This window comes from Bradyrhizobium sp. Pa8 (genome assembly GCF_052588265.1).
On record NZ_CP176767.1, the window covers coordinates 1,754,668 to 1,780,501 of the forward strand.

Here is a 25,834-nt window from a genome sequence, read left to right on the forward strand (position 1 = left end):
GCAAGCCGTCATTGGTCCATTCAGGACCCCGTCGAGTCTGCCATGATGTTGTCCCGATCGATATCCCGATCGGCGGCGAAGTCGTAGAGCCGACGGATGCGACGTTCGTTCGAATGCGGTAGCGAGCACTCTGGATGCCGCGTTCGATGAGGCGTCGCGATTGAAGATGCTTATGAAGTCGTGACCGGGCAGGTCGGCGATCTTGAAGAGCGCGTCTTGGGCGGCGTCTCCGCAACCGCTCCGAGGCGAGATGGCTTAGCAAAAATACGACGCAGAAAGTTCGTTGACAATGAGAGCGTTCCGGCGTCGTGGCGCATGGGGAGACGCCTTAAATCGATTATTCTTGAGCGATGAATCGCCCGTGTTTCGCCAGCGCGGGTATCAATACGCTGTCAGCGTAACGACAGCCGGTCGACAAGACCGGTTTTTGGCCTGGCCTTTCTCGCGGACGTGACCTTCGCCGGCGTCAAGGCGAACCAACATCGGTGCATACCCCGGCTGCCGCGCCTGCGCGCACGGAAACGTCGTCCGCAGGCTCGAAAGAATGGCCATGCCGGCCTCGTCCAGCTCTTCGTCGCCTTCCTCGCCGGAAAAGATGAGAGATCGGTTCTTGTCCAACGCGTCCACGATGATTTCTGTCAATGCGGATCGGTCAAGCACGATACCCTTGTAAGCGATGGCAATTGGCTTCGGGCTGCCTGCGGTGATGCAGCAGTCGCCATTGGCATCGCGATCAGCAGTCTCAAACGCTGTGAGGAATTTGACGAACAAGCTCTACGCGGCGTGGCTCGATCGGGGCTGCACCCGATCAGATCATTCTGGACGCGCCACGCAAAATCGATGAGCAAAGGGAAGCAGCTTCGTCTCCACATGCACAAGAACGACCTAAAGCGGCCGGCGACTTCATCATCGGCGATATGCCGGTCGAAACGAATATCGCTCACGACCATGAACGCGATTTAAGTTTTCTGCCGGCTTCTCTGGCCGAGCAGCGCAGGTGCGCGACGGGCTGAGGATCTTCCCTCCCTCCTTCTCCGGGCGTTTTGTTAGGGACACGGGTCGACATTGAGTCCGCTTGGGCTTTCTTAGTCGGGCTGTGAGCGCAAGGCGTATTCATGCGTCATTTTCAGATTACCCAATTTTACCCAACTTCCGTTTTGAAAGGCCGCTTACGGCGAAAGAATGGCGGCTAGCTTTCGCGCTAATGCGGCCTTTCGGAAGGGGAAAGGCGCGTAGTTCGCGGGCCAAAGAGCCCATCGGAGGGAAACATGCCAAGGAAGCTCGCCGCTTTTCGCGGCTGTTCGGCCAATATTGCCAGAAAAGCTCTGATCTGCGCCGCGCTTTGGGCCGGAACGGCCATAGCGGTTATTCAAGCCCATGCGGACGACATCAACTGGCGGCAGTTCGAGGGTACGTCGATCGTCTGGGCATATGATATTCATCCGTATGCGGACGCGGTCGCAGCTCAGTTGCCGGAGTTCGAGAAGCTAACGGGCATCAAGGTGACGCCGGAACTTTATCCCGACGACGCCTATTGGAACAAGCTGACGATTCAACTCAGCACAAAATCGCCGAGCTGGGACGTCGTGGGCACGGGCATTCAACCTGCTTGGGATCTCGCTCCGGGCCGGTTACTCGAGCCGCTCGATCGTTATCTGAACGATCCGAAACTCACGGCAGCAGGCTACGATTACAAGGATTTCTTCCCTGCACTGCGGGATGCGCTGGCCTGGAAGGTCAACGAAGGGCAGATCGAGCCGGGACGCGGCCAGGTGTGGGCCATCCCGCATGGCTTTGAGAACATCCAGCTGTTTTACCGCAAGGACATACTCGACAAGTACGCCATCAAGGTGCCGACGACTCCGCCGGAGATGTCCGCCGCCTGCGAAAAGCTGAAGGCTGCGGACGGCGCGATCACACCTTTGGGTGTGCGCGGCGTGCGGTTTTGGAGCAGCATCCACACGGCTGCAATCTCGATTGCCAGGTCCTACGGCGTGCATGATTTCATGGTCAAGGACGGCAAGCTGGAGACAGGGCTGGACTCGCCCGAGTCGATCGCGTTCCACAATGACTATGTGGACATGATCAAGAAGTGTGCCGCGCCGTCCTTTGCCAATGACAACTGGTATCAGGTGGTCGATGGCATCAATTCAGGGCGCACAGCGATGGCGATCGATTCCAATATGTTCGGTTTTTGGAATGACGTGGCCGGCAAGCCCGCCTCGGGCAAAATCGCATTCGCGGCCCCTTTGCACGCTCCGAACAGCAAGACCTTCGAATCCAACATCTGGATCTGGTCTCTTGCGATGAACGCTGCGTCCCAGAAGAAAGGGGCGGCCTGGTTGTTCATCCAGTGGGCAACATCAAAGCAGGTCGATCTGAACGGTGCTATTGCAGGCAAGCTCGTCAACTCACCACGCGCCTCCACATGGAACGAGAAGGCCTGGCTCGAATACGCGGCAAAGCCTGAGTTCAACAACTTTGTCGACACGTTCAAGACTGTGCAGGAGAGGGCGCAACTCGCCTTTACAGCCCGCGTCGGTTTTGCCGAAGCGATGAATGCTTGGGCCGTGGCCATGCAGAAGATGGTCAATGGAGCTGACGTCAAGGCGACATTGGCTGACCTCGCCTCCGAGATCCGTTCGTCTATGTGAGCAAGAGGGGGCGGCAGGCGCAACTGCCGCTCTCTTTCATATTAGAGATATAATGAGATGGATCTTCGGGGATTCGACGGAATCGCGACGCTGCAGTCATCGACTGGTCAACTTGACTCGTCAAAAGATGAACTGGTCAAGAACGCCGAGGAGCGGCGTCTTGACTGGTGGAGTATTGCCGCGATCGCTCCGGCGATCATCATATTGCTCGGGTTTCTTTTCCTGTTCTTCTATGGCGTGTTTCAGTCGTTGACTGACCTCAAACTCGGTCGGCCGCTGGTCCACTTCGTCGGCCTCAACAATTATGCGACGCTGATCAAGACAGATGATTTCTGGATTAGCATTCGCGCGACTTTGGTCTATGCCGGATCAGCCGTAGTTGCAGAGGCTGCATTCGGTCTCGCACTTGCCAAGCTGTTCGCAACTGAAGTCTTTCTTGCGCGTGTGATGCGGCCCGTCATTCTGTTACCGCTCGTCCTGCCTCCGATGAGCGTTGCGCTCATGTGGACAACGATGATGGACCCGCAGAACGGGATCATGAACTACTTGCTGTCCCTTGCCGGGATCGGCCGATTTGCATGGATTTCAGATCCGAACACCGCGATGGTGTCGCTGGTTCTCATCGACGTGTGGACCCATACGCCGTTCTTTGCGCTGATCATCTTCGCTGGCCTTCAGGGTATCAATGATGAGGTGAGGGAGGCGGCCAGGGTCAATGGCGCGAAGGGATGGGCAACCTTCCTGCACATCGAAATGCCGCTGATTGCTCCCTACATCCTGATTGCCGCGGTGTTTCGGTTGATCGAGTCCCTCAATCAGTTCGATATCATCTTTGGAACGACGCAAGGCGGGCCTGGAAATAGCACCTCCGTCCTTTCCGTGCGAGGATACATTACCGCCTTCCAAAATCTCGCCTTCGGGCGCGGGGCAGCCCTTATGGTCGTCAACTGGATGATCGTGCTGGTCGGCACGTTCGCCATGGTCAAACTGTGGCGCTTCGTGCGGCAGCGCGTCAGCTGAAGAGGCGGCGTTATGCGCTTTAATTGTTCGACCCCCGCAAACTTGGTTCTCAATATGCTCGTCGGCATTTGCGCATGTGTCCTGGCCTTTCCCCTTGTTTGGATTGTGATGATGTCGCTGAAGCAGCAGGCAGAGGTCATGACCTGGCCGCCGACGTTTGTCTTCTCGCCGACACTGGAGAATTTTCGAGTCCTGTTTGATGTCGCCCAGGCCGGAGCTAGCAGTTATGGCACGATCAAAGTCGATTTTCTGACGCCGATCATGAACAGCGTCGCCATCGCACTCGGCTCCGTCGTCGTTTCTTTGGTCGTGGGAGTGCCTGCCGGCTACGTCCTCGCGCGGCGGGACGTGCCACTCAAGGAAGACATTGCTTTCTTCATTTTGGGCTTCCGCTTCGCACCGGTCCTCTTGGTGGTCATCCCGCTCTTCAGCGTCTTTCAGACGATTGGATTATATGACACCTATATCGGCATGATCTGGGTCTACCAGGTCGTCACATTGCCGATGATCGTTTGGCTGAGCCGCTCCTACATCGAAGACATCCCGAAGGACATCGAGGAGGCGGCCGCCATGGATGGCGCCAAGCCGGTTCGGATCGTGTTGCACATCGTGCTGCCGCTCTTGAAGCCAGGCCTGATCGGCGCCTCGCTGCTCATCTTCCTGCTCGCCTGGCACAATTTCGCCCTCGGTCTGATCCTTGCCTCGACCAAGGCGCCGGTGACGGTCGCGCTTCTCAAGCTGCTCAATCCCGGCGTGCAATTCTACCCGGTCATGGCCGCAGGGTTGGTCGTGACGATGATCATTCCTGTCATTCTGATCGTCATCGGCCAAGGTCACCTCGAACGTGGCCTTACCTTTGGTGCCGTAAAATGAGCCCCAGGCCATTGATGTTCTTCGGAACGACCAATCTCGATCTCTGTTTCAACGTCGAGCGACTTCCGACGCCAGGTGAAAGCCTGATGGGTGCGTTAACTCGCCATCCAGGAGGAAAGGGCGCCAATCAGGCCGTTGCAGCCGCCCGGCTAGGACTGCGGCCACATTTCTACACCCGGCTTGGGGGCGATGATGCCGGTCACTTGCTGTTGAACTCGCTGCGTGAGGCCGGTGTTTGCGCGGACGCAGTCACGATTTGTCCTGGAGAAGTTTCGGGTTCGGCGCTCGTAATGGTCGGTGACGACGGCTCCAATATGATTGTCATAGACCCTGGTGCCAATCTTAGCGTGACACCGGAAATGGTCGAGGGTGCGGCCGAATTCATAGAGCGTGACGCAATCGTCGTCGCCGAAATGGGCATGCCGATCCCGGCGCTCAACCGGCTCTTCGAGATCAAGGGCAAGAAGAGCTTCGAGCTCATTTTCAACCCGGCGCCGGTGAGACCGGGGCTTTCATCGGCGGCGTGGAAGAGCATCGATTTCGTCACACCGAACCAGACGGAGGCGTTTGAGCTGACGGGCATCGAGGTCAACGACTTCGACAGTGCAGCTCACGCGGCCTTGAAGCTCCTTGATCTCGGGCCAAGTGCCGCGCTGATCACTCTCGGGGCGCGAGGAGCTTATTATGCCGACGCAAAGCGCTCTTTTGCTCTCCGGGCCTTCCCCGTCAAGGCCGTTGATACGACGGCGGCAGGCGACGCTTTTAACGGAGCGTTCGCCGCATCACTGGCCCAGCGGTTGCCGTTGCGGGAAGCGGTGAGAAAGGCGCTGGCAGTGGCCGCATTGTGTGTGACGCGGCGCGGCGCTCAAAGCGCCATGCCGAGCGCAGAGGCGGTTGACGAGTTTCTAAAGTCTCAAGCGATCTTGGAGTTGGAATGACCGAACAGTTCTCAGTTTCAGACAGAACGGTGCTCGTGACGGGGGCCGGGGGCGGCATCGGGTCTGCCATTGTGAATGCGTTTCGGGCAGGAAAGGCGAACGTCCTTGCTACCGATGCCAACCTGGAAAATCTCGAGGACACGCTGGCAAGCTTGCCCTATGGCAATGGCGTTTTCCCCATGGCGATGGATGTCGTGCGCGAGGAAGACGTCGCCAGGGTTCTCGACGAAGTCGCTAAGCGGTTTGGCCGACTCGACGTGCTTGTCAACAATGCCGGGATCAAATCTGCCCAGCCGCTCCTAAACGGCAACGCGGAGACAATCGAACGTACCATTCAGATCAACTCGGTCGCTGTCTTGCGCTGCGCAAAACTAGCGATCGAACGTTTCATGAAGAAGCAGGGGGGCCGCATCGTCAACGTCGGGTCTTCACTGTCCTCGCAGGGAGCAGTGTTCAACTACCAGGCCGGCGGCGCCGACTATTGCTTGTCGAAGGCAATCGTTCACGACCTCACCAAGCTTCTTGCCTTTGAATGCGCGCCCCTCAAGATCAATGTGAACGCGATCGCACCCGGGATCATCGATACACCGATGCATGGCCGCCCGCGGGAGGAAACCGAAGCCCGGCATAGCGGCCGGATTCCCCTGGGACGGGTGGGAGTGCCGGAGGATATTGCAGGACTAGCCGTCTTCCTCGCAAGTCCCGCATCTTCCTACATGACTGGGCAGATCGTGCATGTGAACGGTGGGATGCTGATGAATGGCTAACATAGGCTCTCACGCCAATTGGCCGCCAATCGAAGGGATTATTTCGGATCTCGACGGCGTCGTCTATCGCGGGAACGCTGCGATTGTCGATGCGGTCCAGGCATTTGAACGTTGGCAGGCGGCAGGATTGCCGTTCTGCTTCGTGACAAACAATTCGACGCACACCCCGGAAGATGTGGTCCGCAAACTGAAGAGTTTTGGGCTTGTCATCGCGCCGAAAGACGTTGTCACGAGCGCCATCACCGCCGCCGAGCTCATCCGCGCGAAGCACCCAGAACTCACGCGCGTCTTTGTCATCGGCGCGCCATCTCTTGTGAAAGCTATGGTAGACGTGGGGCTCGACGTGACCGACCGAAAGCGCGAAGCTGTGGTCATGGGGCTCGACCGTCAGATCACTCATGAGAAACTGCGAATTGCGGTCGAGGCGATTTTGAACGGAGCTGCCTTCATCGGCACCAACCCCGATCTCCTCCTGCCGACTGCTGGTGGATTCGAGCCGGGAGCGGGAGCAACCATCACCGCCGTAGCTGCTGCCACACAAGTCAAACCTCTAATCGTAGGTAAGCCCGAGCCGCACATGATCGAGACCGCACTTGCGCGTCTGGAAACGGCGCGCGACTCCACATTGTTGATTGGCGACCAGATTCAGACCGATATTCAGGCCGGGAAACAAGCCAGCCTGCTGACCGTGTTGGTCTCGACCGGAGTGCCGCCCCGAGAGGATCCATCACTGGTGCCGCCCGATTTCATCGTGTCCAGTCTAACAGAGATCCAGAGTACGCCGGCGCTGGTTGGACACCCGCGACAGAGGAGCGCGTGATGGCCGATGTTCGCTTGGAAGGGGTGAATAAAGCGTATGGGACTATCCAGATCCTGCGTAATATCGACCTGACCGTCGATCACGGCGAGTTTGTCGTCTTCGTTGGGCCATCCGGGTCGGGCAAGTCGACGCTGCTGCGAATGATCGGGGGTCTCGAGCGCATCAGCGGCGGGCGGCTCTTGATCGATAATGAGGTCGTCAACGACGTTGATGCGGCCGATCGTAACCTCGGCATGGTGTTTCAGAGCTATGCGCTCTATCCGCACATGACCGTGCGAGAGAACCTCGCCTTTCCTCTGCGTATGACCAAAGTAGCGAAAGACGAGATCGGTAGCAGGGTCGCTGAGACCGCGTCGCTGTTGCAGATCGATCATCTGTTGGACCGTAAACCTCGACAAATCTCAGGCGGGCAACGGCAGCGCGTGGCGATTGGGCGTGCTATTGTGCGCGAGCCCAAAGTGTTCCTGTTTGACGAGCCCCTATCGAACCTCGATACGGAATTGCGGGTCCAGATGCGGGTTCAGATTTCCAAGCTTCATAGGCAGCTTGGAAACACCATGATCTATGTAACGCACGACCAGGTCGAGGCCATGACGATGGCCGACAAGATCGTCGTGCTTAAGGATGGCAATATCGAGCAAGTTGGGACCCCCCATGACCTCTATCACAATCCGGCGTCGCGGTTTGTGGCGGGGTTCATTGGTTCGCCCAAGATGAATTTCCTCGACGGCCACATCGAGGCAGCGCATATGGGAGGCATGGACGTCAAGCTCGACGCGGGCGCGACGGTCTTCGTCCCCGTCCAGCCGGATCAATTGCTCGTCGGCAAGCCAATCACGCTCGGGATTCGCCCCGATGATTTCTCTCCGTCCACGGCGGAGAAGAAGGAGATCGCGATCGAACTTGACGTCGATTTTGTCGAGCATCTTGGCAGCGTCACCTACATCTATGGCAACGCTGGAAGGGAATCGCTGGTTGCAAAGGCGCCGAGGCCTGAGCCGCCCAAGAGGTCTGGCAAGGTTCGTCTTGTGGCTTCGGCGGCGGACTGCCACCTGTTCATGTCGAACGGAAAGGCGCTGCGACGGTTGCACGCGCCGGCGAATTGGAGCTAGCTTTCAGCCTGTCCTGCAGGAGGCGGCGCCGGTATGCACACGCGGACGGACCGGGTAAAGGGGGGCGGTATCAGGCAGTTCTTCCGGAACTCCCGTTCGTTTGTGCTTGGGGCGGGAATCGGATCGGGTATGACCGCAAGAGCGGCCGAACGCGCGGGCGCAGATTTCGTGCTTGCGCTCAATGCCGGCCGTTTTCGCGCGATGGGAGGCTCTTCGCCGGCCTCAATCCTTCCAATCCGAAACACCAACGAATTCGTGGCCGGCTTTGGCCGGACCGAGATCCTGCCTAGCACGAAATTGCCGGTATTTTTCGGGGCCTGCACCTTCGATCCGCAGCTCGATATCGACCGGTTTCTCGACCGAATCATCGGGTGGGGCTTCTCCGGGGTCACCAACTTCCCGTCAGTCATCCACATCGACGACTACAGGAGATCATTGCTTGAAAAGTCCGGTCTTGGCTACGCGCGAGAAATCGAGCTCCTGGTCAAAGCTGCCAAGCGTGGCCTGATTACCATCGCCTACACCCGCACCCAATCCGAAGCAAGACGCATGGTCGAAGCAGGAGCTGAGGCCATCTGCATCAACTTCAATCTCAACCGCGAGATCGAAAGCGGATCCCACCCATCAATCAGCCTGTCGGAGCTTGCCGCGCGCACGAGCGCCGTTGCGCGCGTGGCTCAATCCATCGACAAGAGCGTGATCTGCCTGCTCGGCGGTGGACCTATTACGAAGCCTGTCGAACTCTTGGATATCTGCCGCGAAACGGGTATCCAAGGCTTCATTGGTGGCTCTTCGCTCGACCGCGTTCCATTGGAAATGTCGGTCCTAGAGGTCACCTCGGGCTTCAAGACCGTTCACTTACTACGCGAGAAGGTCGATCTCCTTGAGCGCCAGCTCCAGTTGAGCGGCTTCAGGCACGGCATCATTGCGCAGTCCTCAATCATGAAGCGCGTCCTCGAGACCGCAAGGCGTTTGGCTGGAAATCCCAATCCTGTGCTTGTCTGGGGAGAGGCCGGATCAGGGAAGCGACGAATAGCAAGCCTCATTCATGCCTTCAGCGACCGGAAACACACGAAGGCGACGCTGTTTCATTGCCGGCAGGGTCCGGCAATCGATACGGTCGGTGCGCTGTTCGGCGCCGAAGGTGCCGAGAACAGGAGACGCCAACTGTCGCTCCTGGAAGCCGCAAGCGACTCTACGCTCTTGCTGATGCATGTCAATCAGCTGCCGCGCGACGGACAAGAGCGTCTTGCTGACTATCTCGAGACAGGCAGTTTCACGCCGCTAAACGGCGTATCCGTTGTAAGGTCAAACGCCCAGATCATCGCAACCGCAACAGTGGCTCGCGGAGCCGGCTTGGAAAGTGTTCTATGTCCCCGCCTTCTTGCCTTCCTTGTTGGACTCGACATAGAGCTACCCCCTTTGCCAAATCGGCTGGAGGACCTTCCGCAGCTCATTCAGCATTTTACTGTCGAGGCCAAGGGGGATTCGAACGCGCAAACCCTGATAATAGAAAAGTCTGCGTTCTTGGCGCTTGCGGGCCATCATTGGCCCGGCAATCTTCGAGAATTGCGCCAAATCGTCAATCGGCTTGTGACGTTAAAAGACACGCATATAGTCGGTGACGTCCTCAAGCCGCTTTTGAACGCGGTGTCACCACCCCCCAGGCCCACAGCGGCATTTTCCGAGCGCGAGTGGATCATCGAAGGCTTGAAACGAAACAGGCTTCATCGTGGAAAGACTGCTCGTTCTCTGGGGCTTTCAAGAAAGACCCTTTACAACAAGATCAAGAAGCTGCGGATCCTGGAATAGCTACCCTCACTTTTTGCGAACAGGCCGCTTCGAAGCCATCGCATTCAAAAGCGAGAACTTTGGTATCGACGATTCCCGTTGGCCAAGACTTACCAACTCCATCTCGTTGCAAATCCGCAGCCGAAGGGCCTCTTCCGGCAAATACACGATACCTTCCAGATGCGAAGCAAGTCGCTTCTCGGCCATCGTGATTTCAGAATCCGTGGTAGCAGCGAATAAGATCTTAAATCCCAGGCTTGCGAACCATTCCATACGCCGAAGTTCAAGCTCCAGTCCGGTATTTACCGGCGTGCCAGCCCTAGGCCGCTCAATGATGGCTGCGGGTGGGAAATTTACGATGCCGGAAATTCCCGCGTCTTTCAATAAGTCGGCAAAATCCTCCCAGCAGGTGAAGGGATCAATCATAACCATTGCCGCATAGACATGAACGGATGTTTTCTTGCGGAGCCTGTGGAGCTCTCGCAAAAGACAGTCGTTCCAATCGATGACAGGCAAGGTTGCCATTACGAGCATGGAGCCCGCTGGAAGGCTCCGCAAGGAAGGCGCGTAGATCTCCAGGGGCGCATCTTCAAGTGCAGCTGATAAGTGTGTGGCAAGCTTGCAGACGATTGTGGCCTTCACCGCTTCTACTCAATCTTACCCATTCGGACGTTTAGCCAATCTTATTCGTTGCTTTAGCCCAGTCTAGAGTACCTGTTGTTAAGAATGATCCAGGAGGAAGTCGTGTCTCACCATTGCACGGATGGCTAAGGGGTGGTCCGAGATAGTAACTCGTCCGAGCTTGCACCACGCGTAAATATCTCGATTTGCACGCGATTGGGTCGTCATGGCGTTCTCGTCGGTTGAATCCTCGCAAGCTAAGGCCGAAATCGTCCTCTGCATGCTATCGCCGCCACCGCCCGGGATCCCGCCTGCCGTTGATGCGAAAGGGGTCATGGGCTTCATCGCAGGCGGGATCACGACGGCTCGAATCGCACGCACACGCTACGCCCGTTCCGATCCTCGGCTCTTACTCGGAACAAGAGGGTGGCGCGGTGCATGTGCCTATCGTGGGGCCTAGCGTCGTCTCCGCTTCCGGCTAAGTGGAGATGACGCATCGCGGAATTGGGAGCGCACCAGAGGAAGGCTGGTGCGATCAGGCAACTTGACCGTGGTGAACTCAAGCGGCGGATGCGTTGCAACCAACTCTCCGATTTGTCGCCTGGTAACGATGGCCTTTGGATCCGCTGGCAGGCCGGCTCGTCTGCTTTCTCCCTAGACTTAACCGCTGTTAGAGAAATCTCGCAGCGGTTTTTTTTTGGAGGCCACAAGCCGTCTCAATCAGGCGCTAACGAATTCGCCGATTCTGGGCGGTTCGGTAGTTCACGGCCAAGGCCACGGGAAATACCACTCTGTTCCAGGCGCCCGAAACGCGAGGCGTCCAGCGGATTTCCGAAGAGATCATGTCCAATCAAGAATCGGTAGCGCAATGATGATCTATGCTTGTGCCTTAGCGGAGCCGACCTGCAAACCAGCAAACGGCGACGTCAGGTATTGTCGGATCAGGGCTGCCCCGGCAAACGGAACGAGGAATAATCACAAGCGCATTCGGCCTCATACTGAGGCTCGAAAAACAAGCTGGCGACCTCATCAACTTGGAAGGCGCGCCGTAGCGATGTCGCGCGCCGATATTTGGCCGAGAGTTTGAGGGGCATGCCCGAGGCCCCTCTCTTCGGGGTCCACGCCAGTCCGTGCGGTCAGCATCGGCCTGGGCATTAAAAGAGACGAAAGCTGTCAGGAACGAGCCAAAAACGACGATCGGTCTGAGAGTGCTGAAGAATAGGAGAGTGTTTTCGATTCTGGGCGACCTCAACAAGAAGAGAATATCGAGCCGCTGAATGATGATCGAGCAAGCCAAGTTCGCGCGCGACCCCGTACTTTTGAACGGCGCATTCGTGCTTCAGACTTCGTGCTGAAGAGTTTATAGGCGGGACAAATGAGGTAGTGTCAGTTCGCCTTTGCCTGCGGCAACTGAGACACTTAACTTGTGCGCGGCGGCTGCCAGGACCGGCACCGAAACTGCACTCTCACCTGCTAAGCGCACAGCGCACTCGATATCCTTTGCCGAATTCGCAATTGATACTGCCAGGACATCGGGTTTCTCGCCCAGCAAAAAGGCCGCGAAAGCTTGGAATATTCCGCTATTTGTGGAGCCGCGACTGACTAAAGAGCGAAGCGTTACGAGATCGATGTCAAGACTGTGCGCAAATTGGCAAACCTCAGCGGCCACCGCCGCTATGCCCATAGTCATGCTGTTATAAACAAGCTTGATCTTGTGACCTTGTCCGACATCCCCGACATGAAGAACGGTCTCACAAAATGCAGCAAGAATGCCTTCAGCGACAGGAAAAAGCTTTTCACTGGATCCAACCATCGCGTTCAGAAGGCCAAACTCTGCTTGTTCTGGGCTCCGTGTTACTGGAGCATCTATGAAGCTTATGCCACGTTCTTGAGCTTGGTCAGCCAGTGCGACCGTCGAAGCAGGATAAGATGTCGTGCAGTCAATTATCAAACCTCCTCGGGACATATGGACGAACAGCCCATTTTGCCCGAGGCACACTGCCTCCACCTCGCGGCTTGAAGGCAAGGATAGTACGACCGCAGTTACATGCTTCGCCAGCGCCGTGATCGAAGGATGTTCATGGGCACCCGCGCTAATCAAGCGATCCGCACCGAAACGATTTTTGTTGGCCTTGATATGTAACTCCATTTGGTGGCGCAATAGGCTGATACCCATGCCGGTACCCATGCGCCCTAATCCGATAAGGCCGATTTTCTGTTGCGCAGCTCTGGAAGCGACGTTGAATGATGGGTCTTCGGCAATCATGAGTTCATGCATTCCGAAAAAAGCCGTGTCCTTGTAAGATCGGCAACAGCTCGTGATGGTTGTTAATCGTGTAGTCTGGATGCGCCGCCCGCAAGCGCGTCTCCGAAACAAATCCTCCGGTAATGGATACGCTTATGAGTCCAAGATTGCGCGCGATTTCTGTTTCGACCGGCATATCTCCGATGATGAAGGTTGACGCCGGCTTCATGCCGTTGTCCTGCATGTATAGCCGAAGCCGCTCTCCTTTGCTCATCGATTTGTATTGCGTGGTACGGTTCTCAAAGGCGAGTACGCCGCTGATGTAATCATTGATTCCAAGTCGTCCCAATTGGGAACGCAGCGGGGCGACTATATGGTTGCTCACGATGATGGACGAAGCTGCTTCTCGGTGCGCTAGCTCCAACACTCTGCGGGCGCCCTCGCGCAAATCGGCTTTGCCCGCAAGTTGTTCGTAGGTGTCGTGAAAGATCGCGCTCCCGTCGCGATCTACAGTTGCAACATCGTCTTCCGACATTCCGAGGCTGCGATAAAGAAGAGATAGGGGGACGTCGCAATGTTCGCGAAAGGTTTTTATGTCGATCGTTGCGTGTCCAAAACGGTTCAGAATGACGTTTGTAGTTTGAAGCACTGCGTACGCATCATCGAGCAGTGTTCCATTCCAATCAAACACGAGAACGGGCCTCATGATCTGACCTCAGGCTGGGATTGATTCCAAATAGGGAAGATCGGCTACTAGTTGACGCAAATCTCTGTTCGCGCGCTTCTGTCCGGCAGGGGTTGGCATCTCGAACGTAAACGGTGACAAATCGAAGCCGTCCTGCCCGCAAGGCAGCAGCGATACTAGAAGTGGGAACGGCAAATACGTTACCGTGGCTGCGTTGATGGATGTCGCGATACTGCTTTCGATGATTTTGAGAGCTGGTGGCTCCATCTGGTGAAAGCGAAGGGTTTGCGCGCGCTGCTCGGGCGTCAATCGTTTCCATGTCCGCCAGAATACTAGCTCGTCTAGTGTGTCAATTCTTATGCCGTAGTAGTTCGGAGCCACTATAGGCGGCGAACAGATCGCCCAATGTACGGCTGTGGCCCCAGCGGCGAGCAGCATGCTCGTGACAGCCTGACTGGTATCGCCGCGGATGAGGGCCTCGTCGACAATTATTACCGTGCGTTTCGCGACGCCAGTGCTCGACACGCGGTATTTTTCGGCAATGCGAGACTTGCGATCGCTGGCTGTGCCAATGAGAGTTCGCTGAGAAAATTGCGTTGCGACGACTTCCCGACGCCGGGCGAGCACGCCGTAATCGTTGAGAGATGCAAACAGTCCGTCAGCGTACGGTCCTCCGGTATGTGGCATCGAGGAAACGATTGAGGGCGTAGAGGACCGTTCTGCTTGCAGTCGCTGCGCAACAAGGCGACCAAGAGCGAACCCGATGTTGTAACGGGTTTGGAAATGTGATTGGCCTTCGATCGATGTGTTCGGATTTCCCAAGTAGAGAGGTTCGTAAGCACAGAGTTTGGCTTTGTATCGTCCGTTACTCACGGAGCGATCAACGCAACGTCCCGTTTTTCCGTCAACATATAGGATGTGGCCAGGCAAAAGTTGTTTTGTCTTTCCGTGTAGACCGGCAAACGCACAATTTTCCGAAGCAAAGAGCAAGAACCCGTCGTCCGTTTGCATGGTTTCCAAGGGTCGCAAACCACATCGATTGCGGTATGCAACCAGATTTCCGTCTCCATCCAGGAAAAGCGCGCTGATCGCGCCATCGATACGATCGTCAATGTCGCGAAAGATGTTTTCGTAATTTACGGGCAGACCGTGTCGCCAATAGTCTCTTTCACAGCAGTTTTCAATCCACTCGAGCAAGAGCTCAGCATCTGTGTTGTCGCCTAACCGACGACCTTGGGTAATTAACTCTCCCCTGAGTTCACGCGGATTGACCAAAGCGCCATCCAAAGAAATTACCAGATGGCGGCTGCCCGCATTATTACGAATTGGCTGAAGGTCGCCGTCGGCGCTGCTTCCGCGGTGTCGGCTACAGATATGAGCGATTGCAACATGGGGCCGAAAATTGGAGTCCTGTTCATCGTGCTCAATGCGCACTGATTCGCATGATGATTGAAGCACCCTTGGATATCGAACACCTTCCTTGGGCATGAAAGCTGCAACGCTGACCCCCGCCTGTCCACGAAGTGCAAGTTTTGGTACCATGTGCTTAAGCCGATCATAAACCGTCGCCCGCGAATTGCTTGAGGGGGATAGAAAAGCCGCAGCAACACCGGACATGCTAATAGCCCCTGTTGTTGAACACCGATGTCCCGGGTTCATCACAGGCGAATGTATTTATCCGCCACGGCGTGATGACGTGGTCCCGCCTCTCTGTAAGCAAGCGCCGGACCAGCCCTTAGATGACTGGGCTCGCTCCGCCAAAGCGACGGAATTTAAGGAAGGTAACAGTTTCGTCTGCCAGATCTCGCGTCGATCGATTCCCGACACGTTGTCGAAAGCGCGACAGGTTTGTACGAGGAGAGCCATGCTCCGACCGCTGATCGTCGACTTGTATGAGCCTGCGGAGATCTTCGCGCTCAAGCTTGCGTGCGAGTCACTTTGCGCACATGAGGAGCACGACAATTACGGGGATCGAGCAGCTGCTTCATGTCACTCGTTTTACGGACGAGCAGGAGCAGGTGGTACGATCGGGGACCCGCGTTGCTGACATCGGAACGCGATCTTATCGCTGCGCCCTTGTTGGCGGGAAAGGTGCCGGATGCGGTGGAAACCGTCCGACAAGTGCGGAGAAAACGACAGTGTGGCGTCGGGGTAAGCTCTGAAAAAGGGGACGAACTGAAACCTTTCATTGCGATCCAGAGAGTTCAACTCCGTCCCGGCCAAGGCTAGTCGGCAAATCCGGCGACCCTTGCTAGGCTGGCGGCAACGTCATTGTGGAAGCCTTGGCAGGAAGTGCCGAAACCGCGCAGTAGCTTGTAGCTCGTTGCGTTCACTTGAGAGGCAATTCGGCGCAAACTCCACGGCGTCGTCGGCTATGACGCGGGCGTCGATCGCGGCTTCGGAGGCGACCGGGGTGTCCGCGGGCGATTGGCTGGATCGTGCGATATGCCGCCTCCCGATTCCCGCCATCACCAACTTTCAGCGATAGCTCGCGGTCGGAAACATGACCTGCTATTTCAAGGAGATTGATCGTCTGCTTCAACCCGTTGGCTGATCGGCACACCTCTCCGAAAGCGGCGAGCGTCAGACCGTTCGGGCTGGAAGGCCTCAACTAGAACCGGTAGCGCGCTCGCAGGATCGCTGTTGCCGCATACAAAAACATCAGCGGCCGCGTACGACTTCTCAGGCCAAGTGTGTAAGGTAATGTGCGATTCAGCCAACAATGCTATTGCGGAGACGCCGTGGCCCGGACAAAATTTGTGAACATGAATGTGGAGTAGTGTCGCGCCCGCCGCACGGATAGCTTTTCGAATTGCGTTCTCCGCAAGGGCCGAATCGTCGAGGTTCTTCGCTCCCCATAGCTCGATTAGCATATGCGTCGCACCGGTGGACTGAGTCGGTGGGGCGTCCTCGCTATCAATAGTCACTACAAAATCTCCATTGACTTATCGGCCAATAAGCCGAGCTATTCGGGATCTGGACGACGAGGTGATCAGGCGCTTGGTTTGCGAGCTCTTGGATGATCTCAATGCCGTCGTTGAATCCGACACCTGCAACCTTCGGCAACTGATTTGTGCCTTTGAGCCGCCGCCGGGTCCTTGATGCGGCGGTCACCAAGGTGAACACCATCGTCTTGGCGGCGGCTGACGTAGCCAGCTCATGGCTCTGCGCGCCAAATGCGTGACCGTCGCTGCCGGCTCCGGTGACAAAGACGTTTGGACTCGTCTTGCAGTTTGCACTCAGCGCTATGTCGGAGGCGACGAGGCAGGTATTTGTGCCGTTGGTGACGGCGCCGTTGGCATCGAGTAAGGCCAAGCATTCAGCTATTCCGTTGCCGGTTGTAGCCGATCCGGCTGCCTGCCAGGAACATAGGAACGACGCAGCCATAGCGTGACGAAACGTAGGGATTACTGAAGAAGTGTTGCCCGTCACCACCGCCGGCGTGCCCGTCAATCTATCCTCCGGACCAATACCACGGGGCTGGAGCCAGCGCGCCTGCTTGCTCAGGGGCCGCCGAATTGGGTGCACCGCTCGCGACAAGCGCAGTCGTTGTCGCTCTCTGAAAATAAACGCGAGATCGCATCCAACACTCCGCGGCTCCTTCTCGATCCATCAACCGAGTACTTTCTGTCATCGGTGATGGCGGCGTCGCGAACGAAGCAAGGATCATGCCGCTTGGAGATGGAGATGGCCCAGTTACGTCACACCGCGTGCATGTAGCGATTAGTTCACAATGGTCTTAAATCTGACAATCGCGCTGTAGCCTTCAACACATACTGCGCAGTACGAACGAGTCTGGGCCGATTGGTGGAGCCATGCATACCTTCGCGAGTCAACTACAAGATCCGGTAGATGCGAATGCCAACTTGAGGCCTTAGCGTCCGGCCGTGTTCTCCTGCCGATCATCAGGAAACAGTAGTGAACGTAAGGACGAAAAGCTAAGAAACGAGAAAAACGGCACAGTATGACTCGCAGCATCAGGGGGGCTACGCAACGCAGGTCTCGATCAGAATCCTCACTGTTCTAATGAAGTACTGGAGCAGGCGGTGGATGGCGGGACGCGTATGCCTATCGAAGATCAATCAGGCAAAAATCAGCTTGTAGAGCGTCAACCGCTCGATGCGATCGCGCTGATCGATCGCCTTGCAAGATCGGATCCGGAGAGGGTTGCGCTGACATGCGGCGCAGACGAACTCAGCTACAAGGCGCTGCGAACAAGATCGGATGCCCTCGCAAGGAGGTTGCGAGAGCAGGGCGCTCACGGCGCGGTCGTCGGCTATTGGGGCGAGCGAAACCTCGACTGGGCAACGGCGGTCGTCGCAATACTGAAGGCTGGATCAACGTACCTGCCGCTCGATCCATCGTTACCGGTGGCTCGTACATCATTCATGATTGAGCAGAGTCGCTGCGCTTTGATTGTTGGGCCAGATCAGCTGGAGTCGCTCAGTCCATTCCAGGCGAGCAGCAAGGGCACCACGCAATTCATAGCGATAGAGGCGGCACTGCGCGAGAGCCAAGCTTCGTCTGTTCTGGCATCATCGAGCGGGGATGGACACGCCTACATTCTGTTTACGTCTGGTTCGACGGGCCAGCCTAAAGGCGCAATGATCGAGCGCGCAGCCCTAAACAATCATTTGGTGGCAAAGATTGATGCTTTAACCCTCACTTGGAGGGATTGCGTTGCGCAGACGGCATCGCACTGTTTTGACATCTCGCTGTGGCAACTTCTGGCAGGACTTTGCGTCGGAGGCTGTATTGCGATCATTGATGACGCGACACTGAAATCGCCAGTATCACTCCTCCGAGCAATTCAAGGACGCGGGTTGACCGTCGTTCAATTCGTTCCATCGATGCTTGCAGTATTTGTTGAGTATCTGCAGTCCCTTCCGGCGGCTCAGCGAGCTTTGGACGGCTTGCGGATTATTTCTACGGTCGGAGAACCTCTAACGCCCGGACTAGCGCGGGCGTGGCTTGCCTTATATCCCCGTGTCCCCATTCTCAACCACTACGGGCCGACCGAGTGCGCGGACGGCGTTACGCATCATCTGACCTCCGCACCGCCTGCGCTGTCTGACACTTATGTGCCGATCGGCAGACCGATCTCCAACCTGGAGGTTTATGTCGCGGACGGGCCGCGCCTGTGCAACACGGGAGAGGTCGGCGAAATCTGCGTTAGCGGCGTTGGTGTCGCTGCCGGTTACGTCAATGACGATGCACGCACCAAGGAGGCCTTTGGGCCAAATCCGTTCTCAAATGACCCGTCGTTCCAGCGCCTATACAGGACAGGTGATCTCGGGCGAGTTCGTTCCGACGGCCTCTTGGAGTGTCTCGGTCGACGGGACCGTCAGGTCAAAATACGCGGGCACAGAATTGAGCTGGGTGAAATCGAGGCCCGACTCTCCGCTCATGAATTGGTTCGTGGCGCCGTCGTTGTCGCCTCCGTCTGCGCAGGCGTAAAGCTTACTGCGAGAGACATAACCAGGGCTGAGGAGGGAAATGGATCGAAACGACTCATCGCGTATGTGTCAGCTCCAGCTCAACTAGGGGAGGGCGAGCTCCAGAACTTTCTTGCCGAAGCGCTGCCCACCTACATGCTCCCAGAAAGGATCATCCATGTCGGCGGTATTCCGCTGACCCGAAACGGAAAGGTCGATTTTGGAGCGTTGCCGGATCCGACCAATGTTCGGCCCCTATTGCCGACGCCATTCGAGGAGCCGCAAACTGAGCTCGAAGCCCAGCTGGGTCAAATTTGGTCCGGCATTCTGCGTATTGAGAGCATTGGCGTAAATGACCAGTTCATAAGCCTCGGCGGAGACTCGCTTCGGGCAATGCTCATATTGGGCCAGTTGCAGACCCTGTTCGGAGTGCGACCGGATTTCAGGCTGATCATGAATGGAACGATCCGATCTCTTGCGGCTTCGATCTCTGCCCGAGTTGAATCCAAACCGTACACAGCCCTAAGGTCCGGCAAGCTTACGCGATCGCCTCTGACGCGAGTTCAGGAGCACCTATGGTTTCTCTCGCAGCTCGATCCGTCTGCCAAAAACTACATCATTCAAGGCGGCCTGCGAATAAGGGGCAGTATCGATCTGGCCGCGTTCAATCGCGCCTGGATCGATGTTGTTCGCTCCCATCAGGCGCTTTCGGCACGCTTCATCGACGAGGACGGTCCGGTTCAGCTTTTCAATGACCAACCCGTAAGTCTTGAACTGGCTGATGCATCTCAGCTCACGGCGCGGGAAGCTGAGGAGCTAATTGCAGAGTTGCGGCAAACAGAGCTGAACGGCAGCTTTGATCTTAGCCAAGGCCATCTGTTTCGCGCGCGCATGATCCGTTTCGGACCTGACAACCATCTCGTACTGATCACCGCTCACGAAATCATCATCGATGCCTGGTCGATCTCCGTTCTGCTCAGGGACCTTCGACAAAGGTACGTAGATGCCGCAGCGTTCGTGCCAGATAACCGCGCCTCACTCTCGACCTACGCGGTCTGGGAAACACAACACGCTACGCCAGAGGCGCTGGTCAACCAACGTAATTATTGGCGTCGGCAGATTGGTGATGATCCGCCGGTGCTTTCGCTTGGAACGGGACGAGCGCGGCCGCGGACAAATTCCTACCGCGGTGCCTCGCATGCGGTGCTGCTTGGCAGCGAGCTCTCCAATCAGGTACGGGAGTTTGCGCGCCGACATAGGTGCACCACGTCAACAACACTCCTCGCGTGCTTCAAGCTGCTGCTGCGGATGTATAGCGGTCAGGACGATATTATCGTTGGCATACCGCACGTCGTACGGGATCAACCTGGCAGCGCCGAGATTGTTGGCTTTTTCCTGAATATGCTGCCAATCCGGACCGCGATCGATGTCAGCCAGTCGTTTGCGGTTCATACCCTGCGCATCCAGGACCTAGTCAGTGATGCCATCGCACATTCGGGATATCCATTTGGCTGGATGGTGAGGGATACCCGTCTGTATCGCGAAGCGGGACGATCACCGATCTTCCAAGTTATGTTCAACATGTACTCCGAGGCCGCGGAGCCACCTGGCCAACATGAGTTGGATTTGACATTCCGTGAATATGAGACCGGCTATGTAAAATTTGATCTGACACTATACGCACAAGATCAGGGTGATGAAATTGCGCTCCAGCTCGCGTATGCGGAAGACATATTCTCCGGCGATCTGATCGTCCGCATGGCCGACAATCTGCGCTGTCTAATTGCAGCCTGCATTGAGCAGTCGCTTGCGCCCATTAAAGATCTGAGCTTCCTCAGCGCGTCAGACGTTGCTATGTTGGACTCGCTAGATGGCTCGGCGCAGCCATATGAGACTGAATGCCCTCTTGTCGAGGCGTTCGAGCAAATCAGCGTCTCGAATGCGAGTCAGGTCGCATATTTTGGTGATTTTGGCGAGATCACATTCGGCCAACTGCGTGAGCGCGTAACAGCTATCAGGTCGCTGCTGCGGGCTTCGGACGTGGGGGCGGGCGATATGATCGCCATGCTGGTCGACCGGTCGCCTGACGTGGCCGCTGTTATTCTTGCGGCACGAGCCTTGCAGTCCATTGTTGTTCCTATATCACCGGATTATCCGCGTGATCGAATCGAACATATCCTGCGAGATAGTCAGGCAAAGCTTTTGGTTCACGCAGATACCGTTGAGCTTGGTTTTGACATGCCGTCGGTCTGTCTATTGACGCTACAAGGGGAAGGGGCCATCGCATCCACGCACGATTTTGAGTGCAGAGACAAACCATCAAATCAGGAGATTGCAAGCCTTATATACACGTCGTCCTCAACCGGGAAGCCCAAAGGGGTTCTTATACCGGAATCGGCAATTCTCAATCGACTGAACTGGATGTGGCGACGCTTTCCCTTCGACAGTACCGACGTTCTGGTTGTTCAGAAGTCAGCATCACTTGTTGCGTCCGCTTGGGAGTACTTTGGGGGGCTTCTTAAGGGTGTGCCCGCTCTGATCCTAACTCAAGAGCAGTTGCTGGACCCAGATCTGTTGTTATGCGCGTTGGTAGGACATCGCGTGACACGCTTATTTGCCTCGCCGCCTCTCCTGTCCGGCGTCATTGCGTCCCAAGAACGGTACCGGCGACGGACCGCCTTGCGGCTGGTCACAAGCAGCGCCGAACCGATGCCTTCCTCGCTCCCCGTTCGCTGGCGTGCGAACTTCCCGGACGTGCCGTTGTGGAACTTCTATGGTGCTACGGAATGTGCATCCAATGCCGCAGTCTACGAAACATCGAATTCCTGCAATGACTCGTCGCTCGTCCCCGTTGGGCGCCCGATCGATAACGTCAAACTCTACGTGCTCGATGCCCAGTTAAATAGAGTCCCTGTCGGAGCCGCCGGCGAACTCTGCATCGCCGGACGCTGCGTGAGCGCCGGGTACTGGTGGGATCAAGATCGGACCAACTGTTGTTTCGTACCGAATCCGTACGATGGTGGCCAATACGGCGTTCTTTATCGAAGCGGTGATATCGCACGCATCCCAACAAGCGGCCTTCTCGAGATTTGCGGCCGATCGGACAACCAGATCAAAGTACGAGGCTTTCGCATCGAGCTGGAGGAGGTCGAAGCGGCTCTTGAATCTCATCCGGCAATCACAAAGGCCGCGGTCGTAGCAGAAGGCATTGATAACCATCGTCGCCTGACCGCTAGCGTGGTTCCGGCTCGCGACAGTCTAAGCTCCAAAGATATTGTCACCCACCTGTGCCACACATTGCCGTCCTACATGATTCCCGCCGCCTTCCGTTTGGTTGACAATATCCCTCTTACGGCGAGCGGTAAGATAGATCGTTCTCGCCTGTCATCCGTTCCTTACCGCGAGGTCGGGCCAGTTCCATCTGCTGAGCCCCGCACGAGCAAGGAGCGTATTCTTGCTAGGATCTGGCAGGATCTATTAGGCGCCAAGTGCGTCGGGCTCGATACGAGTTTCTTTGAGATCGGCGGTAACTCTCTTCTCAGCGTGCGCTGCGTCACGCTGGCGCGCGAAGCCGGGCTGAATTTCACTGTCCGCCAACTCTATCGAACACCGACCATCAGGGAATTGGCTGCACATGAGGCGACTGTTACATTCCATACCGTTCCTTCCGCGGATGGCTCATTGCCCACTACTCCTGCAATATCATCTTGGAACCGTCTTGCCGGCTTCGATGAGCATTTCAACATCGGAGATCTGTTCTTCTTGCCCGGCGGCGTACTGAACATCCAAATGTTGAAGAGCGCCCTTGCCCATGTCACAGATAGGCACGAAGGCCTCAGACTCCGTATTGCTCGAACTGCCGATGGTCTATGTCTGACAATCGTGCCTTCCGTGGCCGAACGCCTTGTGGAAGAGATCGATCTCGTCGGAATGACGCGCCTACAGCAACGTCAGGCAATCGAGAGCATCTCAGCAAGACGTCAGCATATGTTTCGGTTTGACGGCCGGACGGCTCTTGTTAACGTCACGACGTTCCGCACATCGGAAAGCGGCGATTACTATCTTCTGATCCTGATGCATCATTTTGTTGCGGACGGGATAGGCTATCGACTGTTCTTGGAAGCGTTGGATGCGGCCTACAACGCTCTTGCCTCAGGCCGTGCAGTAAGCGGTCCCGCGAACGTACAAGCGCTCTTTCTATGGTTGAAGCGCCTTGAGCACTACGCGAACAGCGAAGCGTTGGCTGAGCTCGAATACTGGGAGAGGATTGACTACCATCAGTTCAATTTTTGCGTCAGCGACACTTCACGAGGCCGCGCGAGCTTTTCGAAAGTGACCGCGAGACAGCTTCACTATGCGCGTGTTGAAGGTCGCATGGATGAAGTGAACTGCCGATCCCTTTGGGAAGATCAGGCGAAATACCATCTTGAGATTGACAAAGAAGCGACAGCTGATCTCTTCAATATTGCACCCAGATTGGCGCATTGTCAGGATGTTGATGTGTTTCTTGCCGCTATATCTGGCGCCTTTGGAAGCGTTTTCGGCAACTACTCGCTCTGGATTGATAGCCTTACCTCAATCCGAGGTCAGCTATTTGACGATCTCGATCCATCTCAAATCATCGGCCATATCAGCGAGCTTGTTCCCCTTCCCTTGAGGCTGACTGGAACGGAGCACCGTCCCGATCGTGCCCGTTCAATATACCGCCAGCGTAATGCGCTGCCGCGTATGGGAATGGGGTTTCGGGTCCTGAAATTCTTAAACCGAAGTCCAGCGGTGCGGCGCCGGATCGATCGCGTGCCCTTACCCCGAATTGGAGTGAACTACCGAGCGGGTGTACAGCGCCATTTTCCACGCCGTCTCCTAGCCAAGAAACCTTCTCCACTTTGGATCGGCGAAGACATGGATGACGCGTCCGTGGACCACCTCTTCTGGTTCGATGTCGGATATCAAGCCGGCCATCTACAGATTGAAACGAGATATAATCCAGCCGAGGTCGGTCATGAGGCGACCCGTAATCTTTGCAAGGTGTTGCAGCGGGAGCTGTTGCAGACGATCGACGAATTTGGAAGTGCTTGCGGCACTTACATCGATGAATGAGCCATATGCGGAATTCGCCGTCGAGCGCGATCGCGATGTGATGCAAAGGAGAAAGCTGCACATCGATCTATCGGACCCAAATCTCTCGCGCCTTATCCTGCGGCTCGCCGTTCCGTCAGTTGTTGGCTTATCGATCAACGCGTTGCAGCAGGTCGTAAATGCGATCTTTGTTGGCGCGCTTGGTGCGCAAGCGATCGCAGCTGTCAGCATGACCTGGCCGATCGTGGTTTTGCTCACAGCAGTCGGACAGGGGATCGGCGTTGGAACAGCGTCGTTCATATCTCATCGTCTTGGTACTGGTGAGTACCTGGAAGCGAGTCGAGGTGCAAGTACCGCGCTCGCGCTCGCTGCTCCGATCGGCATCACTATTACTGTTGCTCTGCTTCTAAGCCTGCGAGGTGTCTTCGTAACGCTCGGGGCACCTCCGACTATCATGTCCGTGGCGCTCGACTACGCGGCGACGCTTTTGCTCGGGGGCACTTTAATGCTTCTAAACATCGTCAACGGCTTCATCGTCAGAGCCGAAGGCAACACACGATTCAGCATGTGGACAATGATCGCGGCCTTCACTCTGAATGCAGTGCTTGATCCCGTGTTCATATTCTTAATGGATCTCGGTGTGCGGGGCGCAGCACTCGCAACGCTGGTATCTCAGATCGCCGCTATTGGCCTCTATATCGCATATTTTACGCAGCGTCGCGGGATAGTCCTCATCAGAATATCTCGCATCTCGTTCCAAGCAGATTGCATCAAACAACTCCTATTCATAGGGGCACCGGCGACCACGACCAGCATTCTATCTGCTATTGCCGACATGCTATTGTACAGAGCTGCCGCGCCATTCGGCGACGAGGCCATCGCGGCCGTGGGAATAGCTGTGCGGATCTTGACGGTCGGCGCACTGCCCATCACCGGCTTCTGTATAGGTTCTCAAGCTGTCTTGGGTTTTGGTTGGGGCGCGCGCGACTTTGTCCGTGTACTAAAGGCTACGAAGTTTATGCTCTCTATAGGTCTGGCTCTCTCCGTTGCGTATTCTGCAGCGGTCGTGAGCTTTGCCCGGCCCTTGATCGGCCTGTTCAGTGATAGCGATAACGTCACGGAAATTGCCATCTCGACCTGCATCGTCTTCCATCTCTTTTTTGGACTTTTTGGTATTCAGAGTATCGTGACCACGATGCTTCAGTCGTTCGGCAAGGCACGCCTCAGTGCGGTTGTGTCCTTCGCTAGGCAGGGTTATCTCTTCATACCAGCCGTACTGCTATTTCCGGTCATATCGGGTTTCAACGGACTGTTGGCAAGTCAAGCAATCGCTGAGTTGGGCGCTGGAATGATCGCGCTGTGTGTGTTGTTTCACCAGTTCGCTGAGCTCAGACGAGCGCTCCCCGATGAAAACCGAGACTACAGCCCGCAAAGCTGACCGGCCGCTCAGGCTCGAACTGGCCGCAGGCTATCAAGTATGGCATCAGCGTCCATTTGGCAATTGGAAGCTGGCTGGTGACGTGTGTTGACCGACTGCCGTAGCCGTCTTCGAAGATTTCGAGCAGATAATGACGGGCATTGGCGTCGATGGCTTGGCGGCCCCAATCGTCTAAAATGTGGAAATCGACGGCGGCGATGCTCTTCATCCGCGAGGCGCGTCGGCCATCGTCCCGGGCAACGTCCAGTTCTTCGATCAACCGCGGCAGCCGGGTGTAAAGTACAGCTTGGTTGGTCCCTGGAGGCCTTCTGGCCGCGTGCACAACCAAGCCAGCTTTTCCCGATGCGGGTCTGGCC

The 25,834-nt window shown here is 56.4% G+C and carries 18 protein-coding genes; 10 read left to right on the plus strand and 8 right to left on the minus strand.

Annotated elements, in window-relative coordinates; translation table 11 throughout:
• Positions 1-381: 381 nt before the first annotated feature.
• Positions 382-771 (minus strand): hypothetical protein, encoded by a 390-nt coding sequence (locus ACKWRH_RS08005; RefSeq protein WP_445220047.1) that lies wholly within the window; start codon positions 769-771, stop codon positions 382-384.
• 497 nt (positions 772-1,268) lie between these two features.
• On the opposite strand from ACKWRH_RS08005, the gene ACKWRH_RS08010 reads away from it, so the two are divergent.
• The 8 genes from ACKWRH_RS08010 to ACKWRH_RS08045 all read left to right on the plus strand — a co-directional run bounded on the left by ACKWRH_RS08010 (position 1,269) and on the right by ACKWRH_RS08045 (position 9,996).
• Complete coding sequence (locus ACKWRH_RS08010) at positions 1,269-2,654, plus strand: ABC transporter substrate-binding protein (RefSeq protein ID WP_445220048.1); 1,386 nt, start codon at positions 1,269-1,271, stop codon at positions 2,652-2,654.
• Positions 2,655-2,711: 57 nt separating this feature from the next.
• A complete protein-coding gene (locus tag ACKWRH_RS08015; RefSeq protein WP_445220049.1) occupies positions 2,712-3,674 on the plus strand; it encodes a carbohydrate ABC transporter permease in 963 nt (320 codons plus the stop codon).
• A 111-nt stretch (positions 3,675-3,785) separates the two neighbouring features.
• Positions 3,786-4,547: a carbohydrate ABC transporter permease gene (locus ACKWRH_RS08020; RefSeq protein WP_445220050.1), complete on the plus strand. Its 762-nt coding sequence runs from the start codon at positions 3,786-3,788 to the stop codon at positions 4,545-4,547.
• Positions 4,544-5,485 carry a ribokinase gene (locus tag ACKWRH_RS08025; protein ID WP_445220051.1) on the plus strand — a complete coding sequence of 314 codons (942 nt, stop codon included), beginning with the start codon at positions 4,544-4,546 and terminating at the stop codon, positions 5,483-5,485. Before ACKWRH_RS08020 ends, ACKWRH_RS08025 begins: the two co-directional genes overlap by 4 nt.
• Positions 5,482-6,252 (plus strand): SDR family NAD(P)-dependent oxidoreductase, encoded by a 771-nt coding sequence (locus tag ACKWRH_RS08030; RefSeq protein WP_445220052.1) that lies wholly within the window; start codon positions 5,482-5,484, stop codon positions 6,250-6,252. The genes ACKWRH_RS08025 and ACKWRH_RS08030 overlap by 4 nt, the downstream gene beginning before the upstream one ends.
• Positions 6,245-7,072 (plus strand): HAD-IIA family hydrolase, encoded by an 828-nt coding sequence (locus tag ACKWRH_RS08035; protein WP_445220053.1) that lies wholly within the window; start codon positions 6,245-6,247, stop codon positions 7,070-7,072. Before ACKWRH_RS08030 ends, ACKWRH_RS08035 begins: the two co-directional genes overlap by 8 nt.
• Positions 7,072-8,184, plus strand: coding sequence for an ABC transporter ATP-binding protein (locus tag ACKWRH_RS08040; protein WP_445220054.1), 1,113 nt, complete (start codon positions 7,072-7,074; stop codon positions 8,182-8,184). Before ACKWRH_RS08035 ends, ACKWRH_RS08040 begins: the two co-directional genes overlap by 1 nt.
• A gap of 129 nt (positions 8,185-8,313) precedes the next feature.
• A complete protein-coding gene (locus ACKWRH_RS08045; RefSeq protein ID WP_445220055.1) occupies positions 8,314-9,996 on the plus strand; it encodes a phosphoenolpyruvate hydrolase family protein in 1,683 nt (560 codons plus the stop codon).
• Between the two features lie 6 nt (positions 9,997-10,002).
• Here the strand turns inward: ACKWRH_RS08045 and ACKWRH_RS08050 are convergent, their stop codons facing one another.
• The 6 genes from ACKWRH_RS08050 to ACKWRH_RS08075 all read right to left on the minus strand — a co-directional run bounded on the left by ACKWRH_RS08050 (position 10,003) and on the right by ACKWRH_RS08075 (position 16,979).
• Entirely contained in the window at positions 10,003-10,617 is a 615-nt protein-coding gene (locus tag ACKWRH_RS08050) for a hypothetical protein (protein ID WP_445220056.1), read from the minus strand.
• Between the two features lie 1,339 nt (positions 10,618-11,956).
• Entirely contained in the window at positions 11,957-12,862 is a 906-nt protein-coding gene (locus ACKWRH_RS08055) for an NAD(P)-dependent oxidoreductase (RefSeq protein ID WP_445220057.1), read from the minus strand.
• A 4-nt stretch (positions 12,863-12,866) separates the two neighbouring features.
• A complete protein-coding gene (locus ACKWRH_RS08060) occupies positions 12,867-13,547 on the minus strand; it encodes an HAD family hydrolase (protein ID WP_445220058.1) in 681 nt (226 codons plus the stop codon).
• A 9-nt stretch (positions 13,548-13,556) separates the two neighbouring features.
• Complete coding sequence (locus ACKWRH_RS08065; protein WP_445220059.1) at positions 13,557-15,143, minus strand: hypothetical protein; 1,587 nt, start codon at positions 15,141-15,143, stop codon at positions 13,557-13,559.
• A gap of 899 nt (positions 15,144-16,042) precedes the next feature.
• The gene (speD, locus tag ACKWRH_RS08070; RefSeq protein ID WP_445222352.1) at positions 16,043-16,399 is read right to left on the minus strand and encodes an adenosylmethionine decarboxylase; all 357 of its coding nucleotides are present in this window, start codon (positions 16,397-16,399) and stop codon (positions 16,043-16,045) included.
• A gap of 43 nt (positions 16,400-16,442) precedes the next feature.
• Complete coding sequence (locus ACKWRH_RS08075; RefSeq protein ID WP_445220060.1) at positions 16,443-16,979, minus strand: hypothetical protein; 537 nt, start codon at positions 16,977-16,979, stop codon at positions 16,443-16,445.
• 611 nt (positions 16,980-17,590) lie between these two features.
• On the opposite strand from ACKWRH_RS08075, the gene ACKWRH_RS08080 reads away from it, so the two are divergent.
• The gene (locus ACKWRH_RS08080; RefSeq protein ID WP_445220061.1) at positions 17,591-24,061 is read left to right on the plus strand and encodes an amino acid adenylation domain-containing protein; all 6,471 of its coding nucleotides are present in this window, start codon (positions 17,591-17,593) and stop codon (positions 24,059-24,061) included.
• On the plus strand, positions 24,033-25,478 hold the full coding sequence (locus tag ACKWRH_RS08085; RefSeq protein WP_445222353.1) for an MATE family efflux transporter: 1,446 nt from the start codon (positions 24,033-24,035) through the stop codon (positions 25,476-25,478). Before ACKWRH_RS08080 ends, ACKWRH_RS08085 begins: the two co-directional genes overlap by 29 nt.
• Here the strand turns inward: ACKWRH_RS08085 and ACKWRH_RS08090 are convergent.
• Positions 25,429-25,800, minus strand: a complete 372-nt coding sequence (locus ACKWRH_RS08090) for an ATP-binding protein (protein ID WP_445222354.1) — start codon at positions 25,798-25,800, stop codon at positions 25,429-25,431. The genes ACKWRH_RS08085 and ACKWRH_RS08090 overlap by 50 nt on opposite strands.
• Between the last annotated feature and the right edge of the window lie 34 nt (positions 25,801-25,834).